Genomic DNA, 24,993 nt, shown 5'->3' with positions numbered 1-24,993 from the left:
CTCCTCTCATACTCATGAACGTGTTTTATGTTTACGATAAACAATATATCTACGATTAGTATACGATAGTGGCACACTCCATACATGTACTAAACGTGTGAATGGCCAGCAAGCTAAAATTGTAAATCCTAGTAAGATGTGAATTTTAAATGATAATGGCACATCTGTCATTAAGCTTGCATCAGGTGAGAAAGTAAATAAGTGTCTAAACCAGATAGATATCGTTTGACGATAATCAAAGTCACTTACCACCGCATTCGTAACTAATGTTGAATAACAACCCATGAAAATAATTAATATTAATAAGAAATTGACAAAAATATCAGATGCTGAACTTAGCTTTCTAACATTTTTAATTGTAATACGTCGTGCTGTTAAGAGTAACATACCAATAAACGTCATTATACCAAAGATACTACCAATGTATACAGCACCAAAATGATACATTTCTTCACTAACGCCTAGGCCATCAATCCATTTGGCTGGTATCGCAAGTCCTACAACGTGACCAAAAAATACTGGAATGATACCTAAATGGAATAATAAGCTACCCCATTTTAATTGTTTCTTTTCTAGGAATTCACTAGATTTCGCAGTCCATGAGAACTGATCATATTTATAACGTGCAATGTGGCCAACGATAAAGATGGCTACACACAAATAAGGAAAGATAATCCATAAAAATTGATTAAGCATGAGATGTCACCTCATTTGGAATTTCTAAGCAAGCTTTCAATGTATTTCTTAACGCACGTATCACATAAGCATAAGGATTGTTATCTTGCGCTAATTGATTGGCCATTTCATACGTACCATCTTCAATAATCATGATAACCAATTCAATATTTCCTTCAGCACGTGGATCGTTTTGCCATGTTGCTACATGCAAGAATTGCAACATCAACGGTAGATAATCAGATAACTCATTATCTACCATTTTCAAACCAAACATTTCATATAACACTTTAAGTTTGGCTAACATTTGGCCACGCTCTTTTTGCGTATCAAATTTGTTATAAGTCATATAGAGTGGTGAATTTTTATTGAAATCAAATGTATCCGTATAAATCGCTTTAATTTCTGATAGTGTGAATTGATGCATAATTTCTCTATATTTTACTAAATCATCGTAACCAGGATGTGATGGCTCAATCGTTTCTTCAAATGTTTTTGGATGGAACGTAAGTTTCTCAGGAAAATTAAGTTGCTGTGCAATATAGCCAAAGCTTTCTTGATAATAATGAAATTGTTGTAAATTAATCACGGAAAATACCTCCATAGAAATTCTCATTATAAATTTCTTGTCCTGTTTTTCCTGAACCTACTGGAACACCACAGCCCTCACAATTATCACCAAAGTACTCGCCACCGTATCCTTGACTACCTTGAGCATGATACGTATCTAAATAAGTTTCTTTATGAGATGTTGGTACAACAAAGCGGTCTTCATATTTCGCTAAACCTAATAATCGATACATATCTTTAGTTTGAATTTCAGATAATCCAAGTCTTTCTAATTTCGATGTATCAAACGCTTTACCTGTAACTTGTGAACGCATGTAGCTTCTCATCATTGCCATCTTTTGTAGTGATTCCTTAACAGGTTGAACATCACCAGCGGTAAATAGATTTGCTAAGTATTCGATTGGTAAACGCATTTCTTCAATTGCTGGGAAAATCATATCTGGATTTTGACCAGCATTTTTACCTTCGAAATAGCTCATGATTGGGCTCAATGGTGGGCAATACCAAACCATAGGCATTGTTCTAAATTCTGGGTGTAAAGGAAATGCTAATTTATATTCAATTGCTAATTTATAGACTGGTGAGTTTTGTGCTGCTTCAATCCATTCATAGCTTATGCCATCTTTTTCAGCTTGTTCGATCACTGCTTCATCAAATGGATTTAAGAAAATGTCTAATTGTTTTTCATATAAATCTTGTTCATTTTCAGCTGAAGCTGCTTCATGAACTCTATCGGCATCATATAATAAGACACCTAAATATCTCATTCTACCTGTACATGTTTCAGAACAAACAGTTGGTAATCCCGCTTCAATTCTTGGGAAACAGAATGTACATTTTTCTGCTTTATTTGTTTTCCAGTTGAAGTACACTTTTTTATAAGGACAGCCTGTCATACAATAGCGCCAACCACGACATGCATCTTGGTCAACTAAAACGATACCGTCTTCATCACGTTTATACATTGCACCTGAAGGACATGACGCAACACAACTAGGGTTTAAACAGTGTTCACATAGACGAGGTAAATACATCATGAACGTTTCATCAAATTGGAATTTAATATCTTCTTCGATTTTTTGGATATTTGGATCTTCTGGACCAGTAATATGTGCGCCAGCTAAGTCATCTTCCCAGTTAGGTCCCCACTCGAGATTAAGTTTTTCGCCAGAAATCAATGAGTGTGCTTTAGCCACTGGTGAATGTTTACCTTCTTTAGCAGTTGTTAAATGTTCATAGTTATATGTCCATGGTTCATAATAATCTTTAATCAGTGGCATATCTGGATTGTAAAAGATTTTACCTAACGCCATTTTTGTCCAACGACTACCAGATTTAAGTTCTAATTTCCCTTTTTTATTTAAGACCCAACCACCTTTATAATGTTCTTGGTCTTCCCATCGTTTCGGATATCCGACACCTGGTTTTGTTTCTACGTTGTTGAACCACATGTATTCCGCACCTGGACGGTTCGTCCAAGTGTTCTTACATGTTACGCTGCAAGTGTGACAACCTATGCATTTATCTAAATTTAACACCATTGCAATTTGCGCTTTAATCTTCAAGCCAATTTACCTCCTTCATCTTTCTCACTGCTACGTATACGTCACGTTGATTTCCAATTGGTCCATAATAGTTAAAGTGATAGCTAATTTGTGCATATCCACCTACAAGTTGGGTAGGTTTTAAGTGAATTCTTGTTGGTGCGTTGTGTGAACCACCGCGTGTATCAGTAATTTCTGACCCTGGTGTTTCAATATGTTTATCTTGTGCGTGGTACATGAACATTGTGCCTCTTGGCATACGGTGTGATGTGACAGCTCTTGCAGTTACAACACCGTTTCTGTTGTATACTTCTAACCAATCATTATCGTTAATACCATGCTCTTCAGCATCTTCATTAGATAACCAAACGACTGGGCCACCTCTAAATAATGTCAACATACGTTCATTATCTTGATATGTTGAGTGAATATTCCATTTACCATGAGGTGTTAAATAACGTAATACTAATGCATCTTGTCCACCTTTAACTTGCTTATCTCTCGTACCAAATACCATTGGTGGTAACGTTGGTTTGTAAACTGGTAGGCTTTCACCAAATTGTTGGAACACTTCGTGATCGATATAATAACTTTGTCTACCTGTGAGTGTTCTAAATGGTACAAGACGTTCTATGTTGGTTGTAAATGGTGAATATCTACGTCCATTTTTATTTGAACCAGGGAACACAGCTGTTGGTATTACTTCACGTGGTTGTGACGTGATATTTAAGAATGAAATCTTTTCTGATGCACGTTCTTTTGAAATATCTTTCAATTCCATACCTGTTTGATTTTCTAAATCTTCATATGATTTTTGTGATAATTTACCATTTGTCGCTGAAGATATATTCAAGATGGCATCTGCTACTTTTCTAGCTGTATCGATACGTGGACGATTAGTTCTAACTGATTCAGCATCTTCATCATTCCAAGTACCTACCATACTTTTAAGTTCTTCATATTCGTCTTTAACACTAAAGCTTACACCGTGTGCACCAACTTTTCCTTTTTCAAGTAGTGGACCTAAAGTCACATATTTATCATAAATTTTAGTGTAATCTCTTTCTACAACTGCGAAGTTTGGCATTGTTTTACCTGGGACAGCTTCAACTTCACCTTTAGACCAATCTTTAACGATACCGTATTCAGAACCCAACTCTTGTTTAGAGTCATGGCCAAGTGGTGTCGTTACAACATCTTTAAATGTACCTGGTAAATAATCTTTTGCCATTTCAGAAACAGCTTTACTTAATGTTTTATAAATATCCCAGTCTGAACGTGATTCCCATAATGGATCAATAGCTGGATTAAATGGATGAATGAATGGATGCATGTCTGTTGATGATAAGTCATGTTTTTCATACCATGTTGCTGCTGGTAAGACGATATCTGAGTACAATGGTGTCGCAGTCATTCTGAAATCCAACGATACTAGTAAATCTAATTTACCTTCTGTATCTTCACGCCATTGAATTTCTTCTGGTTTGTCTTCTTCATTAGGCTCGGCCATTAATCCTGAACGTGTACCTAATAAATGTTTCATAAAGTATTCTTGTCCTTTAGCAGAACTTGAAATTAAATTTGAACGCCATACAAATAATGTTTTTGGATGGTTCTTTCTTAAATCTGGGTCTTCAATCGCAAATTGTGTTTCTTTATTTTTCACAGATTCGATCGCTCTATTTAAAATGGCTTCATTAGAATCATCACCCGCATCTTTGGCTTCTTCTCCAAATAACAAACTATTTTTATTAAATTGAGGGTATGATGGTAACCAACCTAATCTCGCAGCTGTAACATTATAATCAGCTGGATGTTGATGTTTAATATTATTAGCGAGCGGTGATTTTAATTTATCAACATTTGATTCTTCGTATTTCCATTGGTCCGTTGCAAAATAGAACCAACTTGTACCATTTTGTAAACGTGGTGGTCCTTGCCAGTCTTTAGCAAAGGCTACAGTATTCCATCCTTCAATTGGTCGACATTTTTCTTGTCCAACGTAGTGTGCCCAGCCACCACCGTTCACACCTTGACAGCCACATAATAGAACTAGATTTAAAATCGCACGATAAATCGTATCTGAGTTGAACCAGTGGTTAATACCCGCACCCATGATAATCATTGAGCGTCCTTCTGTATCAATAGCATTTTGCGCAAACTCTCTTGCTACTTGTGTCACTAATTCTGGTTTAATACCTGTTACACGTTGTTGCCATGCTGGTGTATATTTTGAATCTGCATCATCATAAGATGTTGCTTCTAATTCATGGTTAAATCGTTTAATACCATATTGACTTGTCATCAAGTCATATACCGTCGCAACATACACTTCTTTGCCGTTAGCTAATGTGACTTTTCTAGCTGCAATCGGTCTTTCAAAGATGCCATCACCTTGACTATCAAAGTAAGGGAATTGAATCGTTTTGATTTCATATGTGTCTTCCGCCATAGACATTGCTGGATCAATCTTAGAACCATCTTCATTTTCTAATTTTAAGTTCCACTTCTTGCCTTCTTCCCAGCGTTGACCCATTGTGCCATTAGGTACTACAAATTGACGACTATTGATATCGTGAATGACCGGTTTCCATTCGCTATTTTCACTATCCATACCTAAATCACTTGCACGTAAAAATCGCCCTGCTTTATAACCATTATCGTCTTCATCTAACATAATGACGAAAGGCATATCTGAATATTGTTTAGAGTAGTTAATAAACATGTCACTCGGATTATCTTGATAATATTCTTGTAAGATAACGTGTGTCATCGCTTGTGCTATCGCTGCATCTGTACCTGGATTAGGTGCTAACCAGTTATCTGCAAATTTAACATTTTCCGCGTAGTCTGGTGCTACAGAAACCACTTTAGTTCCTTTGTATCTTACTTCTGTCATAAAGTGTGCATCCGGTGTACGTGTAAGTGGTACATTTGAGCCCCACATAATAATATAAGCAGCATTGTACCAGTCACTTGATTCAGGTACGTCTGTTTGTTCACCCCAAATTTGAGGTGACGCAGGTGGTAGATCGGCATACCAGTCATAGAAGCTTAGCATTTCTCCACCAAGTAAATTAATAAATCTCGCACCTGCTGCGTAACTAATCATCGACATCGCTGGAATAGGGGTGAATCCAGCAATTCGGTCTGGACCATCCTTTTTAATGGTATACAAAATTTGTGCAGCGATGATGTCTGTTACATCTTTCCAGTTAGCACGAACATGGCCACCTTTACCACGTGCTTGTTTATACATTTTCGCTTTCTCTTCATCTTCAACGATTGAAGCCCAAGCAGCAATGCGGTTACCATTATTTTCTTCTAATGCAGTCGTCCATAAATCTAATAATTTTCCTCTAATGTATGGATATTTCACACGAAGTGGACTATATTCATACCAAGAAAATGATGCACCACGAGGACAACCACGCGGTTCAAATTCTGGCATATCAGGACCACAACTTGGATAATCAATTTGTTGGTTCTCCCATGTGATCACACCATTTTTTACGAATACTTTCCATGAACATGATCCTGTACAGTTAACACCATGTGTTGTTCGAACTACTTTATCGTGACTCCATCTTTCACGGTACATTTTTTCCCATTCTCTACTTTTGCTCTCAAGAACTGACCAGTTTCCATTAAATTTTTCAGTTGGTTTGAAAAAGTTTAATCCAAATTTTCCCATCTATATGAATCCTCCTACCGTTAAAGGTATTAACTTATTCCGATTTGCCGTTTTACTTTTGAATTTATAATGATTGTACATTTTTTCACATATGATAGGTATTAGGGAATGTCCTAATTTGAATGGGGGAATCCCTAAAAAATAAAAAAAGCAGGCAGTGGTACTTAACTCTCTAAGAATTTGTAGTACCACGCCTGCAAGGATGACTTAACAATTAATATATTTAATTTTATTGTCATTGATAATTTGTTGATGTAAGTGTTGTTGTGTTGGATGGTAACTTTCATCAACGTCTATTAAACAGCGATAACCTGTTTCTGACATTTCTTCTGCTTTTAATAAAGCATCTTCTTTAGAACCTTTTATCACATATAATGTATCATCAACATTGCGTTCATGTTCTTGTGACACAACGTGTGCTTTATCGATATGATCAACAATCGCGCCTAATATACAGATACCTGGTTCACCTTCAAGTTCATGTTGTTGTAATTGATGTTCAATTGTACTTAATTTACCAATAATTACACGTTGGTTATAACACGTTGCATTAAAGACAATTGCAATCGAATAATCTTCAGTTGTATACGCAGTAATTTGTTTGATAATATGACCTAATCGCTTAATTCCCATATAGATAGCTAACGTACCACCATTAATGAGATTACGAATATCCGTTTCTTGATTGATTGAATCTTTGAAATGGCCTGTCGAGAACGTAACACTTGGTGCTACTGATCGTAATGTCAAACCTAAATCCATTGTTGCAACAGCTGCACTTGCCGAAGTGACACCAGGAACAATTTCGTAGTCAATGTCATAGTCTTCTAAAGTATTCACTTCTTCAGTAACACGACCAAATATCGCTGGATCGCCACCTTTAAGACGTATCACCGTTTGATATTGTTTTGCAGCCTCAACGATTTTCAAATTGATTTCATCTTGCTGTATATGTTTCGCATAAGGTTTTTTACCGACATCAATGATTTCAGCGTCAGCTGGTGCATATTGTAGGATAAGCGGATTAACTAAACGATCATACAGAATAACGTCTGCTTTCTTAATGCATCGCTCTGCTTTTTTAGTTAAAAGGTTGGGATTACCAGGACCCGCACCAATCAAATATACCTTTGCCTTCTCATTTATAGACATACATATACGTCTCCATCAATGACTTCCACTTGATATGTTTCAACACATCCCGTATCTGGTTCTTGGACTTCTCCACTTCTTAAATCAACTTTTTGATCATGTAATGGGCAATAAACATAGTCACCACTCACTGTTCCTTCTGATAAAGGCCCTTGTTTATGAGGACAAATATTATTAATTGCATGAATGTCTCCACTTTCAGTTAAGAAAATGCCAATTTCTTTACCATCAACAATTACTTTTTTACCAATTAATGGTGTTAATTCTTCTAATGTCGTTACTTTAACTTTTTCCATAGATTTCATCGTTTACACCCTCTCAACTTCAAAGATTTTTTGAGCTTCTTTATCTTCAACGATTGCTTCCCAAGGTTCGCCATGTCCATCAATCGCTTTTTTAGCATCCATAATTCTATCGAATAATTCTTTTTGACGTTCAGGATCTAATAACACTTCTTTGACGTTTTCAAAGCCTAAACGATTTAACCAAGGTGCAGTTCTTTCTGCGTAAATACCTGTTTCACGATAATATTGCATTAATGCACCACATAATTGGATAACATCATCTTCAGTTTCAACAGTAGTTAATAATTTACCTACAGTAACGTCTGTACCACCGTTACCGCCAATATAAATTTGATATCCATTTTCTACTGAGATAACACCGAAATCTTTAACACCAGATTCAACACAACTACGTGGGCAACCAGATACACCCATTTTAAATTTATGTGGTGTGTCGATATATTCAAATGTTTTTTCTAAACGAATACCTAAGCGTGTAGTATATTGTGTACCAAATCGACAGAATTCTTTACCGACACAACTTTTAACAGAACGTGTTTTCTTACCATAAGCTGAAGCTGAACGCATACCTAAATCTTTCCAAACTTGAGGTAATTCTTCTTTTTTCAATCCGTATAAACCGACACGTTGTGAACCTGTTACTTTAACTAAAGGTACGTTGTATTTTTTAGCAACTTCGCCTAATCGAATCAATTGATCAGCATCTGTTACGCCACCACGCATTTGTGGAATAACAGAGAATGTACCATCATTTTGAATATTAGCATGGTAACGTTCATTTGCGAATCGTGATTCTTTTTCATCTTGGTGATCATGTGGATATACCATATTTAAATAGTAGTTAATTGCTGGTCGACATTTAGGGCAACCATTTTTATCTTTAAAATCGAGAACATGACGCACTTCTTTAGAAGTTTTAAGCCCTTTAGCTCTGATTTGCGTTACAATTTGGTCGCGTGTTAAGTCTGTACATGCACAAATACCAGTTGGTTTTGCTGCTACAAAGTCATCACCTAATGTGCATTGTAATAACTCGCCGATTTGACCTTTACATTTACCACAAGAGTTACCTGCTTTAGTTGCTTTTGTAACTTCGTCAACAGATGTTAAACCTTTCGTAGTAATTGCATTCACAATCGTACCTTTATCGACACCATTACAACCACAAATCGTTTCATCGTCTGGCATGTCAGCAATTGATGTTACCGCTTCTTCGCCACCTTTGTATAATAATGAAACCAATGTATAGTCTTCTAAAGATTCATGTTTTTTCATCATGTTATAAAATCTTGAACCATCATCCGTATCACCGTACAACACAGCTCCAACAACTTGACCATCACTTAAATATACTTTTTTATAAATATTATCTACACTATTGAAAATTTCAATCCCATGGACATTATCATTTTCAACAATTTGTCCAGCACTGTATAAATCACATCCAGATACTTTTAATGAAGTGAATGTTGTAGACCCTTTATAACCTTCTGTTTCTTTGCCAGTTAAATAGTCGGCTAACACTTTACCTTGTTCATAAAGTGGTGCGACTAAACCGTATACTTTGCCATTATGTTCTGAACATTCACCGACAGCATAAATATTTGGATCTGATGTTTGTAAATAGTCGTTAACGACAATACCTCTATTTACTTCTAAGCCAGCGTCTCGAGCGACTTGCGTAAATGGACGGATACCTACTGCCATAACGACTAAATCCGTCTCAATCACTCTTCCGTCTGCTAATCTAATCGCTTCAACATCATCTTTACCTATAATTTCTTTAGAGTTTGCTTGTAACTCGATATTCATACCTTGACGTTCTAAATCTGCTTTAAGCATACCACCAGCTTTACGGTCTAACTGCATTTCCATTAGCCATTCTGCTAAGTGTAATACAGTAACTTCCATGCCTTGGTCCATAAGACCTCTTGCACATTCAAGTCCTAACAATCCACCACCAATGACGACTGCTCTTTTTTTCGTTTTAGCGATGTCAATCATACGTTCAGTATCTTCGATTGTTCTCCAACCAATTACACTTGGTAAATCTGAACCAGGTATAGGTAATACAAATGCACTTGAACCAGTTGCAAAAATACAGATATCGTATTTAACTTCAATACCTTTTGAAGTTGTTACCGTTTGAGCGGAACGATCAACTGTTTCCACTGGGTCATTAACGATTAACTCGATGTTATTTTCTTCATACCATTCATATGGATTCATGATTGTTTCTTCAACAGTCATTTTCTTTTGTAATATATTTGATAACATAATTCTGTTATAATTCGGGTAAGGTTCTTTACCAATAATCGTGATATCAAATTGTGAATCAGAACGTTCAAGAATTTCTTCGATCGTTCTTAAACCTGCCATGCCGTTTCCAATCATTACTAATTTTTGTTTAGTCATAAAATATGCCCCTTTTATCACTTAAAATTTACTTATTTTCCATTTGCAATATTTGTTATTATTAAATGTTTGAATTTATACATTTGTTTCTTCACTGTTATTCTATAACAAATCTCCTTAAAAATGTGATTAAATTCACAAATATTAGTAAAATCGGGGAATTCCCTAATACGTCATTTGCACATAAAATAATAGGAGTAGGACAATGCATTCAATACGAATGGCGTCCTACTCCTTATAATCTGAGTTTATTTATTATCTAATTGTTCTAAACGATCACTAATAATTAATTTTAAAATGTTATCAAAGTTGATAGATGGCGTAATATGCAGTGTACCTTGAATATCCATTTCCGAAATCAGGCGTTTCACTTTATTAACAAGGCGTCCATCATATAGAAACATAGGTACAACAATTAATGTTTCATACTGCTCAGCTAATTGGTCTAAATCATTTCTGAAGGTAATATCACCATATAATGTTCGACAAAAGACAGGTACGTCTTGCTTTAGCTTCTTACCAAAGGATTTCAACTCATCATGCGCTTGCGTATATGAAAAACTACCATGCGCAATAAGAACAATGGCATGATTTACCGAAGCATCCACATTAACGTCTCGAATTCGTCTTTCAACTAAATCGACCATTAAATCGTGTGTGCCAAGTGGTTCACTAATCTCGTAATGTATTTGTGGGTGTGTTTGTTTAATGTGCGCAAGTATATTCGGCACATCTACAATATAGTGCATGGCTGAAAAAATTAATAACGGCACCACTTTAAAATGTGTTTCTCCCGCTTGAATTAAACGCCCTATTGTATTCTCAATACTTTTCTCTTCACTCTCTATAAATGCGAGTTCATATTGATAGGTTTCATCTCTTAAGAGCGACTCTAAAAATGCTTCTAACGCTTGATTTTGGTCACCTTTTCTCATACCATGTGCAACTAAAATATTGGCTACCAATCCTGTCATCCCCCTTTAATCCATGTGCAATCACAATCCATTGAATGCGTCATTAAACTTTAAATGTTGATTAAAATCATATGTTTTTCTACTAATCAAGTCAAGTCTGTTGGTTAATTTGTCACTAATAAAAAAAGTTGAGACAAACATAGGGTAGAATTCCTAATGAATTCATTATCCTAGCCGTTAATCTCAACCAATCCGCCTTATTTATTAATTAAACTATCACGTGAACCATTCAAATAGGCATAAACTAAACCAATAAAGATACCCCCACCGATATAGTTACCAATTAAAGCAAACACAATATTTTTGATAACATCTAACCATGAAAGTGCATCTAAATTATAAAACACCATGCCTGCATATAAACCTGCATTAAAGACAACGTGTTCATAACCCATAAATACGAACACGACAACTCCTGCCGCAATAAAGAACGCTCTTGCTAATCCTTCTTTAAATAACATAGATACATAAATACCAATATTAATAAAGAAGTTACAAAAGATGGCTTTAACTAAAATATTTAGCCATGTTGATTCTACTGTCTTCATATGTACTGTTTTACTTAAACTGGCAATCATTTCCGGCGTCATTATATGTGTCCCTTTCATTAAGAAAAATAAAATAAATCCGCCAATAATATTTCCAATAAAGCAGAATAAGAAAATGAGTAGCATCTTATTAATAGTAATCGCTCTGTAATACCAGCCTACCGTTAAATACATAAAATTACTGGTCAATAATTCTGAATTAGTCAATACAATTAAAACTAAAGCTAAACTAAACGCAATCGCACCCAATAAATTAACTAATCCTTCGTTAGTTCCAGCAAATTGTGTTTTAATTGCTAACATAAATACAGTTACGATTGCTAATAAAAACCCTGACATCATCGCTTTCAAAGCGTATCGTCCAGGCGTTTTCTTTGCCATGATTTCTTTCGTCTGTACTTGTCCAACAGCCGCTTCTACAATATCACGGGTTGCGTGGGTATCTTCAACCGTTTTATTGTTCTTCAACATATGTATGCCCCCTACATCCTTTTCAAGTTATGTTTCAATTATATATTTTTTAAGAAAACATGAATAGATTAAATTTCATACATCAAAAAAGTGAGGTGAGCTCGTGTCGTGTAAACACGATGCCACCTCACTTTGAGATTTACTATTTTTGTGATTTAAGTCTAGATAAATAACGCAATCCTGTAGCAAAGATACCATAGCCTAATGCAGTTCTTAACACATATTTAATTGCACTATTATCAATCGCTTTTGAATTCAATAGGATTGTAGGGATTAAAGTACTAACTGAAAATAAAGCAAGTACTTTCAAATATCTTTCCTTCATTTCATCAACCTCATTTCATCTACATTATAACGTAAATTTAGTGAGATTTTTTGACATCCTTATGACTTTTTACGTTTCAATAGTGCATCAAGTTGGTCTAACGTAGAATTCATTCCCGCTTCTACACCCATATCAAGTGCTTGTTGCGCAGCATCTTTCGTTGGAAAAATTGAAGTTGACGTAACACGCGTGCGTTCCTCTGATTCTGAAGTAAAATCCATGAAAATTTGCATACCAGGTAATGTTGTATCTTTTTCACCTTGAGGCGTAGCAAAGAAATCAAAATATTCAATGTGATGCGGTTTTTCGACTTTTTTATATTCTGTAAGTGTATAACTTGTTTGTTCTGGCATTTCAATCGCAAAGAAAGCATCTCCACCGGCAACCGGATTAAAACGATATACCTTTGTTTTGCCTCCTTGAGGATGGAACCATTGCTCAAATAACGCTTTCGTTGTGTACGATTCAAACACTTCATTGATTGGTGCTTCGAACGTTCTCGTAAATATAATTGTATTATCTTTGATTTGAATTGACATGTTAATCCCCCTACTTTTAAAAATGACTCACTCTGAATTTACCAGTTATTTATTTTTAATACAAAGATATAAAAAAACTCCCTTCAAAATTCACATGATCTCAATGTCTACTTTGAAGGGAGTCTATGCTTATATGTCGTATTTATTGTGACGAATGATTAGTCTTCAAGTGGAAATTCTAAATCGAATTCAACATGTAAGTCTTTGCCTAATAAGAATCCGCCAGTTTCAAGTTGTTGGTTAAATGTAATACCATATTTTTCACGATTAAGATTACCAGTAATAACTAAACCAGCTGTATTTTTACCGTTAAGTGGGTTTAAGCTAATACCTTTATAATCTAAATCAAATGTTTCTTCATGTGTTTGGTCTTTCATTGTTAAGTTACCAGTAACTGATTTTTCATCTACTTTTGTAATTTCAAATTTAATTTCTGGATAGTTTTCAGCGTCTAAGAAATCTGCGCTTTTAAGATGATTATCACGATCTGCTACTTTCGTATCAATTGAATTTGCTTTAACAGTAAACGTACCTTGTAATGAACTTAAATCGTTAAAATCACCTGAGATGTTAGCGTCAAATTCGTTAAAACGTCCTTTAACATTTGATACAACTAAGTGTTGAATAGAAAAGTTAACTCCTGAATGTGCTGGGTCTAAATTTAAATTAGCCATGTTTACATACCTCCAATATTTAAATTATGAAACTACGTAGCTGAAAACCAGTACGATAGTTTGTATAATTATTATACTTAGTATAATAAAACAACTTAAATAGAAATACAAGTAAAACGACTCACATTTAAATGATTTAATGTGCTAACATTTCTTCTTTGATATCATCCTTATCTAATGAAGCAGGATAGTACGTTGGCCAGTGATCCATTTCTTTAAGTAATGTTTCATTGTTATCACCCATAAAGATATGGAAATGTTCAGCTTTCTTAGGTGCAATATTATGATCACTAAATTGAACATATTTCGGTAATGATGGCGTATCATTGTTTGTCAATTTATAAATAAATCTCACACCGCGATTACCTTTCTTATAATCTAAGATTTTTTTACCAACATATTCATACGTTCCAGTTACCTTATTCCCATTTTTTTCAAAAGTAATGTTGTCACCTTCAATATGAATGTTAGAAATATCAGTTTTATAACCTTTTTCATAGTATGCTTTATACTCTTTTGCTGTCATACTGCTATCTTCTTCAGATTTATGTTTCATAACATCATCTAAATCACCATTTTTTAAATAGGGATAAACTGATTGCCATTCACCTTCATAATCTGATAGCGCACGATCTTTAACTTGCTCATCTTTAAAATAACCATCTGAAATTGCTTTGTCATGCTTATGTTCAGCTTTGTCATCTTGCACTTTTATATTGGAATCCAATGCTTTATCTAAAGCTTCAATATTTTTGTTCATTAATGTTTGATAATTTATTGATGTGTCTTTAGATTGTTCTTTATTTAGTGACTCCATATTATAGAATTTTAATGGCTTGGCGTTGGTTTCTTTTCTAATTGTCTCAGTCACTTTATTGGCAACATTATCTTCGTATAATATGTATTTAACATTTTTATCATTAATCTCTTTAACTAATTGTGTAAGTGCTTTTTGAGAAGGGTCTTCAGCGTTCATATTTTGAATTCCCTTTTGAACAATGCCATAGCGATCTGCGAGATAACCTAAAGATTCATGTGAAATAAATACAGCATTACCTTGTTTATCTTTAGTAATGTCTTTTAATTTATTGTCAATGTCATCTAACGATTTTTCTAATTTTTTAAAATTTTTCTCATATTCATTTTTATGCTTTGGATCTTTAGCTACTAACTGATCTTTAATTTCTTTAGCAAAGAGTTTATTTTTCTCAGGATCTAACCATACGTGTGGATCATATCCGCCATGATGATGGTGGTGATGTTCATGTGCATCTGCATGTTCTTCATCACCATGTTCATGCTGATCTGTGAGTAATGTTGAACGGTCTAATTTATCTTGTAATGATACTTTCTTTTTATCATCTTTAATTGTTGCTGCAACTTTCTTAGCGACTGGATCTAAATCGTCACCTGTATACACGAATAAATCAGATTTATTAACCTTTAACATGTCTTTCTGAGTTGGTTCATAATCATGTAAGTCTGAGCCAGCAGGATAAATGGATGATACATTCACATGATTACCACCTATTTGTTCTATAAAAGATTGTAAAGGATAAACGGTTGTAGACACATTGATTTTATCGCCATCCTTTGACTCCTTATTAGAACTATCTTCTTTTCCGCAAGCTACTAAAACACATAACATTATAGATAATAAAACGGTAAGACTTAAAAATCGCTTCATATTGCTCCTCCTAAATAGTAATAATTACGATTTAAAAGTATAGCTTCATTTGTATAAAATTACAATAGTTTTTTTAATTTTCTTATTCATCGTTTTAAAGGAATGACATCGATTAAAATAGTTTTATTATATTAATCTCTCGATACTTGGTTATCATTATTAGAATCAATGCTTTTGAAATTTAAACCTTCACTTCACGCTAGTAGCATGATTTTCTATGCTGGGCCACCCCAGCCTGCTTTGCTTGTTGAATTTCTGGGTGAATTTCTTTTTGCTGAGGGCCCCCACCCCAGCTTGCTTTGCTTGTTGAATTTCTGGGTGAATTTCTGTTTGCTGAGGCCTCGGATGACAAAAACGCCCTTCAAAGTTTCATTTTTCAATGTTTACTTCGAAGGGCGTATATCAATTTTAGTGTTAATGCTTATGACACGTTCATTTCAGCGTTACAAGTATTTCGTCCACTCTTTAACTTTGTATGGATCTTTTACTTTTTTACCATTGATAAAAACAGTTGGAACTGTGTCAATTTTATTATCTTCTGTTAGTTTCTTTTGTTCGTCAGCTTTTTTCCAAGCGTTACTATTTTTAGTTTTATATTGTTTTTTAATTTCTGTTTTCTGTTGACTTGTAATATCTAATTTATCAATTTCTCTATCTAAAAAGTCTTCAGTCAGCCACTTTTTATTTTCGTCTTTTTGGTTGGCAAATACATTACGTTGAAATGTTAAGTATTTATTAGGCGCAACCTCTTGTACTGCATTGCCAGCTCTTGAACCAACTATAGAGTCTTTATCTAGAAAGCCAGCATTTACAAATTGGTACTCGACTTTATTCGTATCAATATAGTCTTTTTTTATTGTCGGCATGACGTTCTCTTCAACTTTTTTACAGTACGGACATTTAAAATCTCCATACTCAACGATTAAAATCTTCCCGTTTTTTGTTTTAGGTGGTTGTTTCTCTTTGTTGTTAGTACATGCACTCATGATGACGATGATAACCATCAACATGCTTAAAATTGAAATGATTTTCTTCATAGATGCTCCTTTTCATTTTGTATTAATTCATGTTTTCTTCTTTATAATCAGCATCATGTGATTCTATATATTGCTTTGTATCGAAGTTATCCAGATATTTTCCTTTTTTCCCATCAAATTGATATGTGTAGTAATGAACTTCCTCATTATTACTTAATGGCTTATAAGCTAAAACAACATACTTACCATCTTCATAAACATAAATATTCGCATCTTTTTTATCAAAGTGCTTAACCATATCGCCTGTATCATGCTTAGCCATTTGTTCTTGCTTTTGATCTTGCATTTTTACAGCTTTATCTATTTTATCTACATATTTATCATTACCGCATGCTGCTAGCAATACGATACCTAAAGTTAACATAACTAATATACGTTTCATACATTCACTCCTATTGCCCAATTCTATAAATTTCACATTATACTTCTGTTGCAAATACTATCATACAATGGTTTTAGATTATGCGCTAGTTCATAAAAATTTAGTTTTGTAAAAATATTTATTATTATAAATTAAATATAAATTTCCATCTACAACTAAAGTACGATGTAATTTAATTAGTTATTATGTGTAATATTTAATGTAATTTGCTAAAATGAAATGTAATTCTTAAAAATACAGAGGAGTAGATGAATATGAAATTCGTAACTTTAACATCGGGGGAATTTGAGAAATTTACGTCCAGTCATTTCTCACATTATACGCAATCACGAATTCACTTTGAAAATAGAAATGAATTAAAGGGTGATGTACACATTGTAGGTGTCAAAGATGACAGTAACAACGTTATCGCCGCTACATTAATGACTGAAGCGCGTGCATTAAAAGTATTCAAATATTTTTATACACATCGTGGACCGGTAATGGACTACAGTAATATTGAATTGGTTCACTTTTTCTTTAAATCATTAACACGCTATTTAAAAAAACACAATTGCCTATATGTCTTAGTTGATCCATATATTTTAGAGAACTTACGTAACGCAGACGGAGAAATTTTAGAGAGCTATGATAATCGTGCCGTAATCAAAACGTTGGAAGAACTGGGTTATAAACATCAAGGATGGTCAGTTGGTTACAGTACAATGAGTCAAATACGTTGGTTATCTATCTTAGATTTAAAAGATAAATCAGAAGATCAACTGCTTAAAGAAATGGACTATCAAACTCGTCGTAATATTAAAAAAACGTATGAAATGGGTGTAAAAGTAAGAACACTTCCTATGGATGAAACAGATACTTTCTTCGAATTGTTCCAAATGGCCGAAGAAAAACATGGCTTCAAATTTAGAGACAAACCTTACTTTTATGAAATGCAAAAAACATACAAAGACCATGCTATGCTAAAACTTGCTTATATCGATTTAAAAGATTATTTATCTACTCTTCAAGAAAAGCATGATACATTAACACAACAATTAGCGGACGTTGATGCAGTGTTGAAAGAAAATCCGAATTCTAAGAAAAATAAAAATAAGCGCACGCAAATACAACAACAAGTTGATAGTAACGAACGTAAATTAAATGAAACGAAAGATAAAATTGACCAAGAAGGCGAAATACTTAATCTAGCCGCTGCTTTATATTTATATAATGACCATGAAGTTTATTACCTATCCAGTGGCTCAAACCCTAAATATAATGCGTACATGGGTGCGTATCGCTTACAATGGGACATGATTAAATTTGCGAAAGAACATAACGTTGATCGTTATAATTTCTATGGTATTACTGGAGACTTTAGCGAAGATGCTGAAGACTTCGGTGTACAACAATTCAAAAAAGGATTCAACGCGAATGTGTATGAATATATTGGTGATTTCATCAAACCTATCAAACCTTTCGCATACCGAGTTATGCAACTTTTAAATCGTAAATAAGCACGATAAAAAACATTTCAACTAAAAAACACTTCCTAAAGCACATGTGAGTACTTTAGGAAGTGTTTTGTTATTAGTCTTCATTGATTACATTTAAGAAACGACGTAATTCTTCAGTCTTTGGATGATTGAACATCTCGTCTGGAGAGCCTTGTTCACCTATACGTCCTTCATGTATAAAGACGATTTTATTTGAAACTTGACGTGCGAAACGCATTTCATGCGTAACAATGACCATTGTCATTCCTTCATCAGCTAATTCTTTGATTACACGAAGTACATCATTCACTAATTCTGGATCTAAAGCAGATGTCGGTTCATCAAACAACATCACTTGTGGGTTCATTGCTAACGCTCTAGCAATGGCTACACGTTGTTGTTGACCACCTGATAGCGCATGTGGGCGTTGATCTTTAACACTTGTTAAACCAACTTTTTCAAGTAACCCCATCGCTCTTTCTTTAGCATCTGCTTTATTCATTTTCTTAACCGTCACTAAACCTTCCATAACATTTTCCAATGCTGATTTATGCGGAAATAGGTTATAACTTTGAAATACCATACCCGATTGCTTGCGTACGCTTATTTGAGACTTTTTATTGTTAGCTGTGTAGCTTTCACCATTAACCGTTACGTTACCTTCAGTTGGAATTTCTAAAGCATTAATCATACGTAGTAATGTCGTCTTACCTGAACCAGATCGTCCAATCAGTGTCACGACTTCCCCTTTATCTACATTTAAATCAATACCTTTAATGGCTTCTTTATCATTGAACGATTTATGGATACCACTTAATTCAATCATGAGTTATACCCTCTTTCAATATATGATTCATAGAAGCTTTGAATAACTGAAATGATGAAACATACTACCCAATACATAATAGCTACAAGTATATAAATTGTGAAATACTCATAAGTTGTAGAAGCGACTTCTTGAGCTTTACGGAACATTTCTGCTACCAAGATAAAGCCAAGTAATGATGTATCTTTAATTAAACTTAAGAATGTATTACCTAAAGCTGGAATTGAAACACGAATCGCTTGTGGCAATATAATTCTTTGAATGGTTTGTCTATAGTTCATCCCTATAGAATAAGCCGCTTCAGTTTGACCTTTAGGTATTGAAATAATTCCACCACGTATAATTTCTGATGCATACGCACCAACATTAAGAGATAAACCAATGATAGCTGATACAACGGATGATAATGTCCATTGTTCATCAGCGTTACCCGTTAATAAACGCCCTAGTTCAGGAATACCATAAAAGATAATGAATAATTGAACGATCATCGGTGTACCACGAATAATTGACACATAAACACGTGCAATACCTTTTAAAACTTTACTTGTTGAAATACGCATTAACGCTGTAAATAAAGCAATGATCAAACCTAAGATAAATGTAACAATGGTAATTGGAATAGAATATTTTAATAATCCTTCCAACATCGGTCCAAATGCTTGCCCTGCCGCATCTAATGCATGTTGTTGTTGACTATTTAGGCTCAGAAACATTTTCACCGAACCATTTCTTACCAATTTTTGCTAATTCGCCATTTTCTTTTAATGTTTTAATGCCATCATTGAAATCAGATACAACTTTTTCATCAACATCTTTATTAAATGCAAATGCTGATTTACTTTGTTCTGCATTACCTTTGATTGCTTTGATTTTAGCATTTGGTTTTTGTTTTTTATAGTCTAAGTAAGATAAGCTATCGTTAAATGTACCATCAACACGATTAGATAATAATAAGTCCATCGCTTGGTTAAAGCCATCAACTTTCGTAATATCTGCGCCTTTATCTTTAGCTAATTGACCATAGTTTGACGTAAATGTTTGTGCCATTTTCTTACCTTTAACATCATCAAATGATTTGATATCTTTTTCATTTTCACGAACTACTAAAACTGCGCTTGAATACGTGTAAGGTGTAGAGAATTTATATTTATTCTCTCTTTCTTTATTTACACCTACTTGGTTAGCAATCACATCAAAACGTTTAGCGTCTAAGCCAGCAAACATTGAATCCCATGATGTTTCATTGAATTTAAGTTTGTAACCTTTTTCTTTTGCAACTGCTTTGATGACATCAATATCGTAACCAGTTAATTTGTCTTGTTTATTATGGAAAGTGAATGGTGCATATGTACCTTCAGTTCCTACTTTCAGTGTTTTACTATCACTATTGCTACTACTTGATTTAGAATCACTATTTTTATCTGATGATCCTCCATTTCCACAAGCAGCTAACACAAAGATAAGTGCTAAAGCAACAAATAAAAGTCTTTTCATCTACCTTGTCCTCCATATTCCTATTAGATTAGTCAGAATAAATTAATTCTAATCTCATAGGTAGGAATAGTCAACATTATTTTTATGTTTAATTAAGTGTTCAGAATGTTTGGATATTAATGATAAAGAAAAGAGACCAAGACATAAAGCGTTTATGTTTTAGGAAGACATGGATGACATTCCTAAAGCTACATTGGAATATCAAGTATTTTCCAAATCACGCTCGTCTTGATCTCTTATCGTGTCGTGCAATAGATTATTAACTTATTAATCTTGCAACTTCGCTTCAGCCTTTACTTTTTTCTTGCTTTTAATTAAAAATGTAAGCAATAAACTAATAATCGTAATGATTACAGCAAACATAAACCCTGAATGGTAACCATGAAGCATAGCATCAATCTGTATTTGTCCTGCCGTTTCAGTTTTATTCATACCGTGATAATCACGCATTGTCGGTTGAAAGTTTTTACTTGCTGTACTTAATATCGTAATCAAGCCTGCTGTTCCAATTGAACCGGCAATTTGTTGAATGGTATTTGTCATTGACGAACCATGTGCATTAAGTTCTGGTGTTAGTTGATTCATTGTATGTGTCATAATTGGCATTAAGCCCAATGCGATACCAATCATACGAATCGCATAAATCGTTGCTAACATAATGGTTGACGTATGCTCGTCCATCACTACAAAGTACGATGTCGTTACCAGTACAATAAACATGCCTATAATCGCTAATACTTTAGCCCCAAACGTTTCATATAACCATCCTGAAATAATCGACATGATGGCCATCACAATGGCACCTGGAAGTAAGATAAGTCCTGAGTCAATCGGTGTTCGACCTAACAAGTTTTGTACAAACATTGGCAATACTGTTTCAGAACCAATCATTGAAATCATGGTTGCAGCCATTATCGATAACCCAACTGCAAACTCTTTATTCTTAAATACTTTAAAGCTTAATAACGGATTATCAAGTTTTTCTTGGCGCCAAATAAACAAACCTACTAATATTAAGCCACCAATAATCGTGGTTAAGACAAGCGGATCATCCCATCCATCACTCGAAATAGAACTTACACCGTATAACAATCCACCAAAACCTAGTATTGATAATGTGATAGAAATGAGATCGATAGGTGTTCTAACGGTTGTTCCTACATTTTTAATAATTTTTAATGCAATCAGAAATGTGATTGCTGAAATCGGTGCAACGACATGGAACAGTGATCGCCAATTAAAATATTCCACTAAATAACCAGATAATGTAGGTCCAATGGCTGGAGCAAGACCTATAACGAGTCCAAACATCCCCATATATTTACCACGTTCATGCGGTTGAAAGATATCTAGAATGGTCGTCATCATCAATGGCATCATAATACCTGAGCCTAAAGCTTGTATAATTCGTGCAATTAAAAGTATCGTAAAGTTCGGACTAAAACCACCTAGCATCGTCCCAAGGAAGAAGATGACAATTCCAGTTAAGAAGACTTGTCTCGTAGAGTATCGCTGTATAATAAATGCAGATAACGGAATAACAACGCCATTAGTGAGTAAGAATGCTGTTGTTAACCATTGAACTTGTGAATATTCAATATTGAAATCTTTCATGATACTCGGCAATGCTGTAGTAAGTAATGTTTCATTAAGTAATCCAAAGAATCCACCTAATAACATCGTAAATATCATTGCTAATTTTTGTTTATGTGACATACTATTCCCCTTCTATCTATTTATGCGCTCAATAGAACCATTTGACTATTATACATATCTTTTTTTGATTTTCATACAAGATATTAATACTATTTTAATAAATCGTAACAATTCCTATTTACATTTTTACCATTTTCCTTTATGCTTTTAAAAAGGAGGAATCAAATATGAAACTAGATTTACAAACAGCACGTCGTAATTTGAACAGTCCTAATATCAAAACGCGCAAGCGTGCATTAAAAATCATTAAACAACATAAACGCAATCGTAAATCAGCTTAATACAATCCATTTCTTCCATAAATAACTCCTAAAAAGGAGTAGCACATGTAATCTATCGCATAGCATTACTTGTACTACTCCTTTAATTTATGAATTATAAATAATAATGATCAATGACATTTAAATTGTCATCTAATTCGTAAATTAGCGGTGCACCTGTTTTAATTTCATATCCAATAATATCTTCATCAGATACATGATCCAAATATTTAATTAACGCACGAATTGAATTACCATGTGCAGCGACTAAAACCGTTTCTCCATCTAATAGATGTTGAGAAATTTTATCTGTCCAAATGGGTACCACTCGTTCTAATGTCGTTTTTAAACTTTCTGAATAAGGCATCATGCGATGATCTAAATGTCTATAACGACGATCTTTTAAATAAGATTCACGTTGTTCTTCAGTTTGTGCAGGTGGTTTAACATCATATGAGCGTCGCCATTGATGCACTTGTTCTTCACCAAATTCTTTACGTGCTTCATCTTTATTAAGTCCTTGTAATTTACCATAATGGCGTTCATTTAAACGCCAACTCTTATGGACTGGAATCCATTCTTGATCTGATTCAGCTAATAAAAACTGAGTTGTTTCTAATGCTCTCGTTAATAATGAAGTAAACGCTACATCAATTTCAATGCCATTTTCTTTTAATTTACGCCCAGATGTTATGGCTTCATTACGTCCCTGTTCAGATAGTTGAACATCTTCCCAACCTGTAAATAAATTTTTAGCATTCCATTCACTTTGACCGTGACGACATAAAATTAATTTTGGCATATAAAACACCTTCCTATACGTTAGATCGATTGTATGATTTCATTTAGCATGTCATCAATCAATGCCTAACTTCTAATTTAAAATTTACTTCCCTATGCTTTGCAACAAGTGACTTACTCTTTTTCTATTACATTTATTATAAAACTATTTCGCCAAATTTCATAATATCTAAGATTCAGTCCCTTAATGCCATAAATGACGTCATTTTGTCATGTTCGTTATCTTCAGTACATCTTTGATATGTTTTTTTGATTTTGTAGTAACCTATGTCATCAATTAAGGTGCTATAGTGAATCTACCGTAATCAACAGCAAGACATATTGGGATACCGTGACTAAATGCTATTAATTCAAAGCGCTGACTAAAATTGTGCATCGTTTCGTTTAAGTCCCTATACATTTAAGTCAGCTACTGCGAATACTTTGGTTAATTCATAATATTGTATTACCTTAGCCTAAATTTAGTATTTTTAGTTACATTACAAAAACCAATTTTAAAGGAGATTATTTAATATGAAGAAATCAATATTTACGTTAATGACGATGGTATCTTTAGGTGCCGCAGGATTGCAATCAGGTCAAGCGCACGCAAGTGAAATGACACACAACCAACAACAATCATGTCAATATAATCAACATACACAGTTACAACACACTCAACCTTCACAACAAAATCAATATTCAAACGTAGCATCAGCAGCAACTACAACTTCAAATACTACTGATACTTCATCAGAAAATACTGCATCAACAAGTAATACTACAACTTCTAGTGATGAAAGTTCATCTTCAGTATACAAACAATTTATCGCAGCTGGAGGAACGCAAGAACTATGGGAGAAAATTGTCTTACCTGAATCCGGTGGAGATCCTAATGCGTCTAACGGACAATATCATGGTTTAGGACAAACCAATCAATCTTGGGGTTATGGTTCAGTTGAAACTCAAACTAAAGGCATGATTTCATATGCTAAAGAACGTTATGGTTCTATTGAAGCTGCGATTAGTTTCCGTGAATCAAACGGATGGTGGTAACATCCAATATAAATAAATGAACATATATTAAGAAAAGTCTGGGACAATAGCAAAAATGCCAGTAAATGAGTTTTTTATAAATTCATTTACTGGCTTCTTTATTTACAATACTCTGTATTGTTGACTCGCTTGCCTAGGGGGATGGGTCGAGCCGCGGTCTTGTAAAATAGTTCTTAGATAGATAATCACTCACATAAGTTGCTTCGCGTTCCTGGGGTGCTATCTCTAAAGCAGCTCTTGGATGGATAATATTCTTTGGTTGCGACGCTTTCCTGTGGGAAAGGCTCTAAAGTAGTTCTTTGATTTTAATCATTAGAACTACTTACTTAAGTGTTTAAACACTTAAGTTCCTCGACCCCAACTTGCTTTGTTTGTAGATTTTCATATT

The 24,993-nt window shown here is 34.2% G+C and carries 23 protein-coding genes; 3 read left to right on the top strand and 20 right to left on the bottom strand.

All coding sequences use genetic code 11. The features are described 5' to 3' along the window. Positions 1–12: 12 nt before the first annotated feature. The 15 genes from narI to KA858_RS07810 all read right to left on the bottom strand — a co-directional run bounded on the left by narI (position 13) and on the right by KA858_RS07810 (position 16,992). The gene (gene narI, locus KA858_RS07880; protein WP_070854659.1) at positions 13–696 is read right to left on the bottom strand and encodes a respiratory nitrate reductase subunit gamma; all 684 of its coding nucleotides are present in this window, start codon (positions 694–696) and stop codon (positions 13–15) included. Beyond that, positions 689–1,264, bottom strand: a complete 576-nt coding sequence (gene narJ / locus KA858_RS07875) for a nitrate reductase molybdenum cofactor assembly chaperone (RefSeq protein WP_481906470.1) — start codon at positions 1,262–1,264, stop codon at positions 689–691. The genes narI and narJ overlap by 8 nt, the downstream gene beginning before the upstream one ends. Further along, positions 1,257–2,810 carry a nitrate reductase subunit beta gene (gene narH, locus KA858_RS07870; protein ID WP_204193540.1) on the bottom strand — a complete coding sequence of 518 codons (1,554 nt, stop codon included), beginning with the start codon at positions 2,808–2,810 and terminating at the stop codon, positions 1,257–1,259. The genes narJ and narH overlap by 8 nt, the downstream gene beginning before the upstream one ends. Next, positions 2,800–6,483 carry a nitrate reductase subunit alpha gene (locus tag KA858_RS07865; protein WP_210135385.1) on the bottom strand — a complete coding sequence of 1,228 codons (3,684 nt, stop codon included), beginning with the start codon at positions 6,481–6,483 and terminating at the stop codon, positions 2,800–2,802. Before KA858_RS07865 ends, narH begins: the two co-directional genes overlap by 11 nt. 207 nt (positions 6,484–6,690) lie before the next feature. Then, positions 6,691–7,635 (bottom strand): uroporphyrinogen-III C-methyltransferase, encoded by a 945-nt coding sequence (gene cobA / locus KA858_RS07860; protein WP_210135384.1) that lies wholly within the window; start codon positions 7,633–7,635, stop codon positions 6,691–6,693. Then, positions 7,626–7,940, bottom strand: a complete 315-nt coding sequence (gene nirD, locus KA858_RS07855; protein WP_011274977.1) for a nitrite reductase small subunit NirD — start codon at positions 7,938–7,940, stop codon at positions 7,626–7,628. The genes cobA and nirD overlap by 10 nt, the downstream gene beginning before the upstream one ends. A gap of 3 nt (positions 7,941–7,943) precedes the next feature. Continuing rightward, positions 7,944–10,355, bottom strand: coding sequence for a nitrite reductase large subunit NirB (nirB, locus tag KA858_RS07850; protein ID WP_210135383.1), 2,412 nt, complete (start codon positions 10,353–10,355; stop codon positions 7,944–7,946). Between the two features lie 248 nt (positions 10,356–10,603). Further along, positions 10,604–11,320, bottom strand: coding sequence for a sirohydrochlorin chelatase (locus KA858_RS07845; protein ID WP_193839007.1), 717 nt, complete (start codon positions 11,318–11,320; stop codon positions 10,604–10,606). 206 nt (positions 11,321–11,526) lie between these two features. Continuing rightward, complete coding sequence (locus KA858_RS07840) at positions 11,527–12,348, bottom strand: formate/nitrite transporter family protein (protein ID WP_075108105.1); 822 nt, start codon at positions 12,346–12,348, stop codon at positions 11,527–11,529. Positions 12,349–12,490: 142 nt separating this feature from the next. Further along, on the bottom strand, positions 12,491–12,673 hold the full coding sequence (locus KA858_RS07835) for a hypothetical protein (RefSeq protein ID WP_053028706.1): 183 nt from the start codon (positions 12,671–12,673) through the stop codon (positions 12,491–12,493). 59 nt (positions 12,674–12,732) lie between these two features. After that, positions 12,733–13,212, bottom strand: a complete 480-nt coding sequence (locus tag KA858_RS07830; RefSeq protein ID WP_075108107.1) for an SRPBCC family protein — start codon at positions 13,210–13,212, stop codon at positions 12,733–12,735. Positions 13,213–13,370: 158 nt separating this feature from the next. Then, positions 13,371–13,886 (bottom strand): YceI family protein, encoded by a 516-nt coding sequence (locus KA858_RS07825; protein WP_053028707.1) that lies wholly within the window; start codon positions 13,884–13,886, stop codon positions 13,371–13,373. 136 nt (positions 13,887–14,022) lie between these two features. Continuing rightward, a complete protein-coding gene (gene adcA, locus KA858_RS07820) occupies positions 14,023–15,573 on the bottom strand; it encodes a zinc ABC transporter substrate-binding lipoprotein AdcA (RefSeq protein ID WP_210135382.1) in 1,551 nt (516 codons plus the stop codon). A 443-nt stretch (positions 15,574–16,016) separates the two neighbouring features. Continuing rightward, a complete protein-coding gene (locus tag KA858_RS07815) occupies positions 16,017–16,610 on the bottom strand; it encodes a DsbA family protein (protein WP_075108110.1) in 594 nt (197 codons plus the stop codon). A gap of 22 nt (positions 16,611–16,632) precedes the next feature. After that, positions 16,633–16,992 carry a DUF4467 domain-containing protein gene (locus KA858_RS07810; RefSeq protein WP_053028710.1) on the bottom strand — a complete coding sequence of 120 codons (360 nt, stop codon included), beginning with the start codon at positions 16,990–16,992 and terminating at the stop codon, positions 16,633–16,635. Positions 16,993–17,246: 254 nt separating this feature from the next. Here KA858_RS07810 and KA858_RS07805 point away from each other — a divergent pair, with 254 nt between their 5' ends. Continuing rightward, entirely contained in the window at positions 17,247–18,491 is a 1,245-nt protein-coding gene (locus tag KA858_RS07805) for an aminoacyltransferase (RefSeq protein WP_210135381.1), read from the top strand. 73 nt (positions 18,492–18,564) lie between these two features. Here KA858_RS07805 and KA858_RS07800 read toward each other — a convergent pair whose 3' ends face one another. The 4 genes from KA858_RS07800 to KA858_RS07785 all read right to left on the bottom strand — a co-directional run bounded on the left by KA858_RS07800 (position 18,565) and on the right by KA858_RS07785 (position 22,509). Further along, on the bottom strand, positions 18,565–19,296 hold the full coding sequence (locus tag KA858_RS07800; RefSeq protein WP_210135380.1) for an amino acid ABC transporter ATP-binding protein: 732 nt from the start codon (positions 19,294–19,296) through the stop codon (positions 18,565–18,567). Next, positions 19,293–20,012 (bottom strand): amino acid ABC transporter permease, encoded by a 720-nt coding sequence (locus KA858_RS07795; protein ID WP_210135379.1) that lies wholly within the window; start codon positions 20,010–20,012, stop codon positions 19,293–19,295. The genes KA858_RS07800 and KA858_RS07795 overlap by 4 nt, the downstream gene beginning before the upstream one ends. Next, positions 19,993–20,793 (bottom strand): transporter substrate-binding domain-containing protein, encoded by an 801-nt coding sequence (locus KA858_RS07790; RefSeq protein WP_053028713.1) that lies wholly within the window; start codon positions 20,791–20,793, stop codon positions 19,993–19,995. The genes KA858_RS07795 and KA858_RS07790 overlap by 20 nt, the downstream gene beginning before the upstream one ends. A gap of 267 nt (positions 20,794–21,060) precedes the next feature. Next, positions 21,061–22,509 (bottom strand): MDR family MFS transporter, encoded by a 1,449-nt coding sequence (locus tag KA858_RS07785; RefSeq protein WP_210135378.1) that lies wholly within the window; start codon positions 22,507–22,509, stop codon positions 21,061–21,063. A 167-nt stretch (positions 22,510–22,676) separates the two neighbouring features. Between KA858_RS07785 and KA858_RS07780 the strand changes: the two genes are divergently transcribed. Further along, positions 22,677–22,790, top strand: coding sequence for a putative metal homeostasis protein (locus tag KA858_RS07780; RefSeq protein ID WP_107629047.1), 114 nt, complete (start codon positions 22,677–22,679; stop codon positions 22,788–22,790). A 94-nt stretch (positions 22,791–22,884) separates the two neighbouring features. On the opposite strand, the gene KA858_RS07775 is transcribed toward KA858_RS07780, so the two are convergent. Then, positions 22,885–23,571 (bottom strand): 2,3-diphosphoglycerate-dependent phosphoglycerate mutase, encoded by a 687-nt coding sequence (locus KA858_RS07775; protein WP_070854671.1) that lies wholly within the window; start codon positions 23,569–23,571, stop codon positions 22,885–22,887. A gap of 512 nt (positions 23,572–24,083) precedes the next feature. Between KA858_RS07775 and KA858_RS07770 the strand changes: the two genes are divergently transcribed. Then, complete coding sequence (locus KA858_RS07770; protein ID WP_210135377.1) at positions 24,084–24,605, top strand: aggregation-promoting factor C-terminal-like domain-containing protein; 522 nt, start codon at positions 24,084–24,086, stop codon at positions 24,603–24,605. The last annotated feature ends 388 nt before the right edge of the window (positions 24,606–24,993 follow it).

Source organism: Staphylococcus sp. GDX8P80P (assembly GCF_017893095.1).
Taxonomy (GTDB): domain Bacteria; phylum Bacillota; class Bacilli; order Staphylococcales; family Staphylococcaceae; genus Staphylococcus; species Staphylococcus borealis.
The sequence above is the reverse complement of the archived record's forward strand: the minus strand, read 5'-3'. Positions and strand labels throughout refer to the sequence as shown.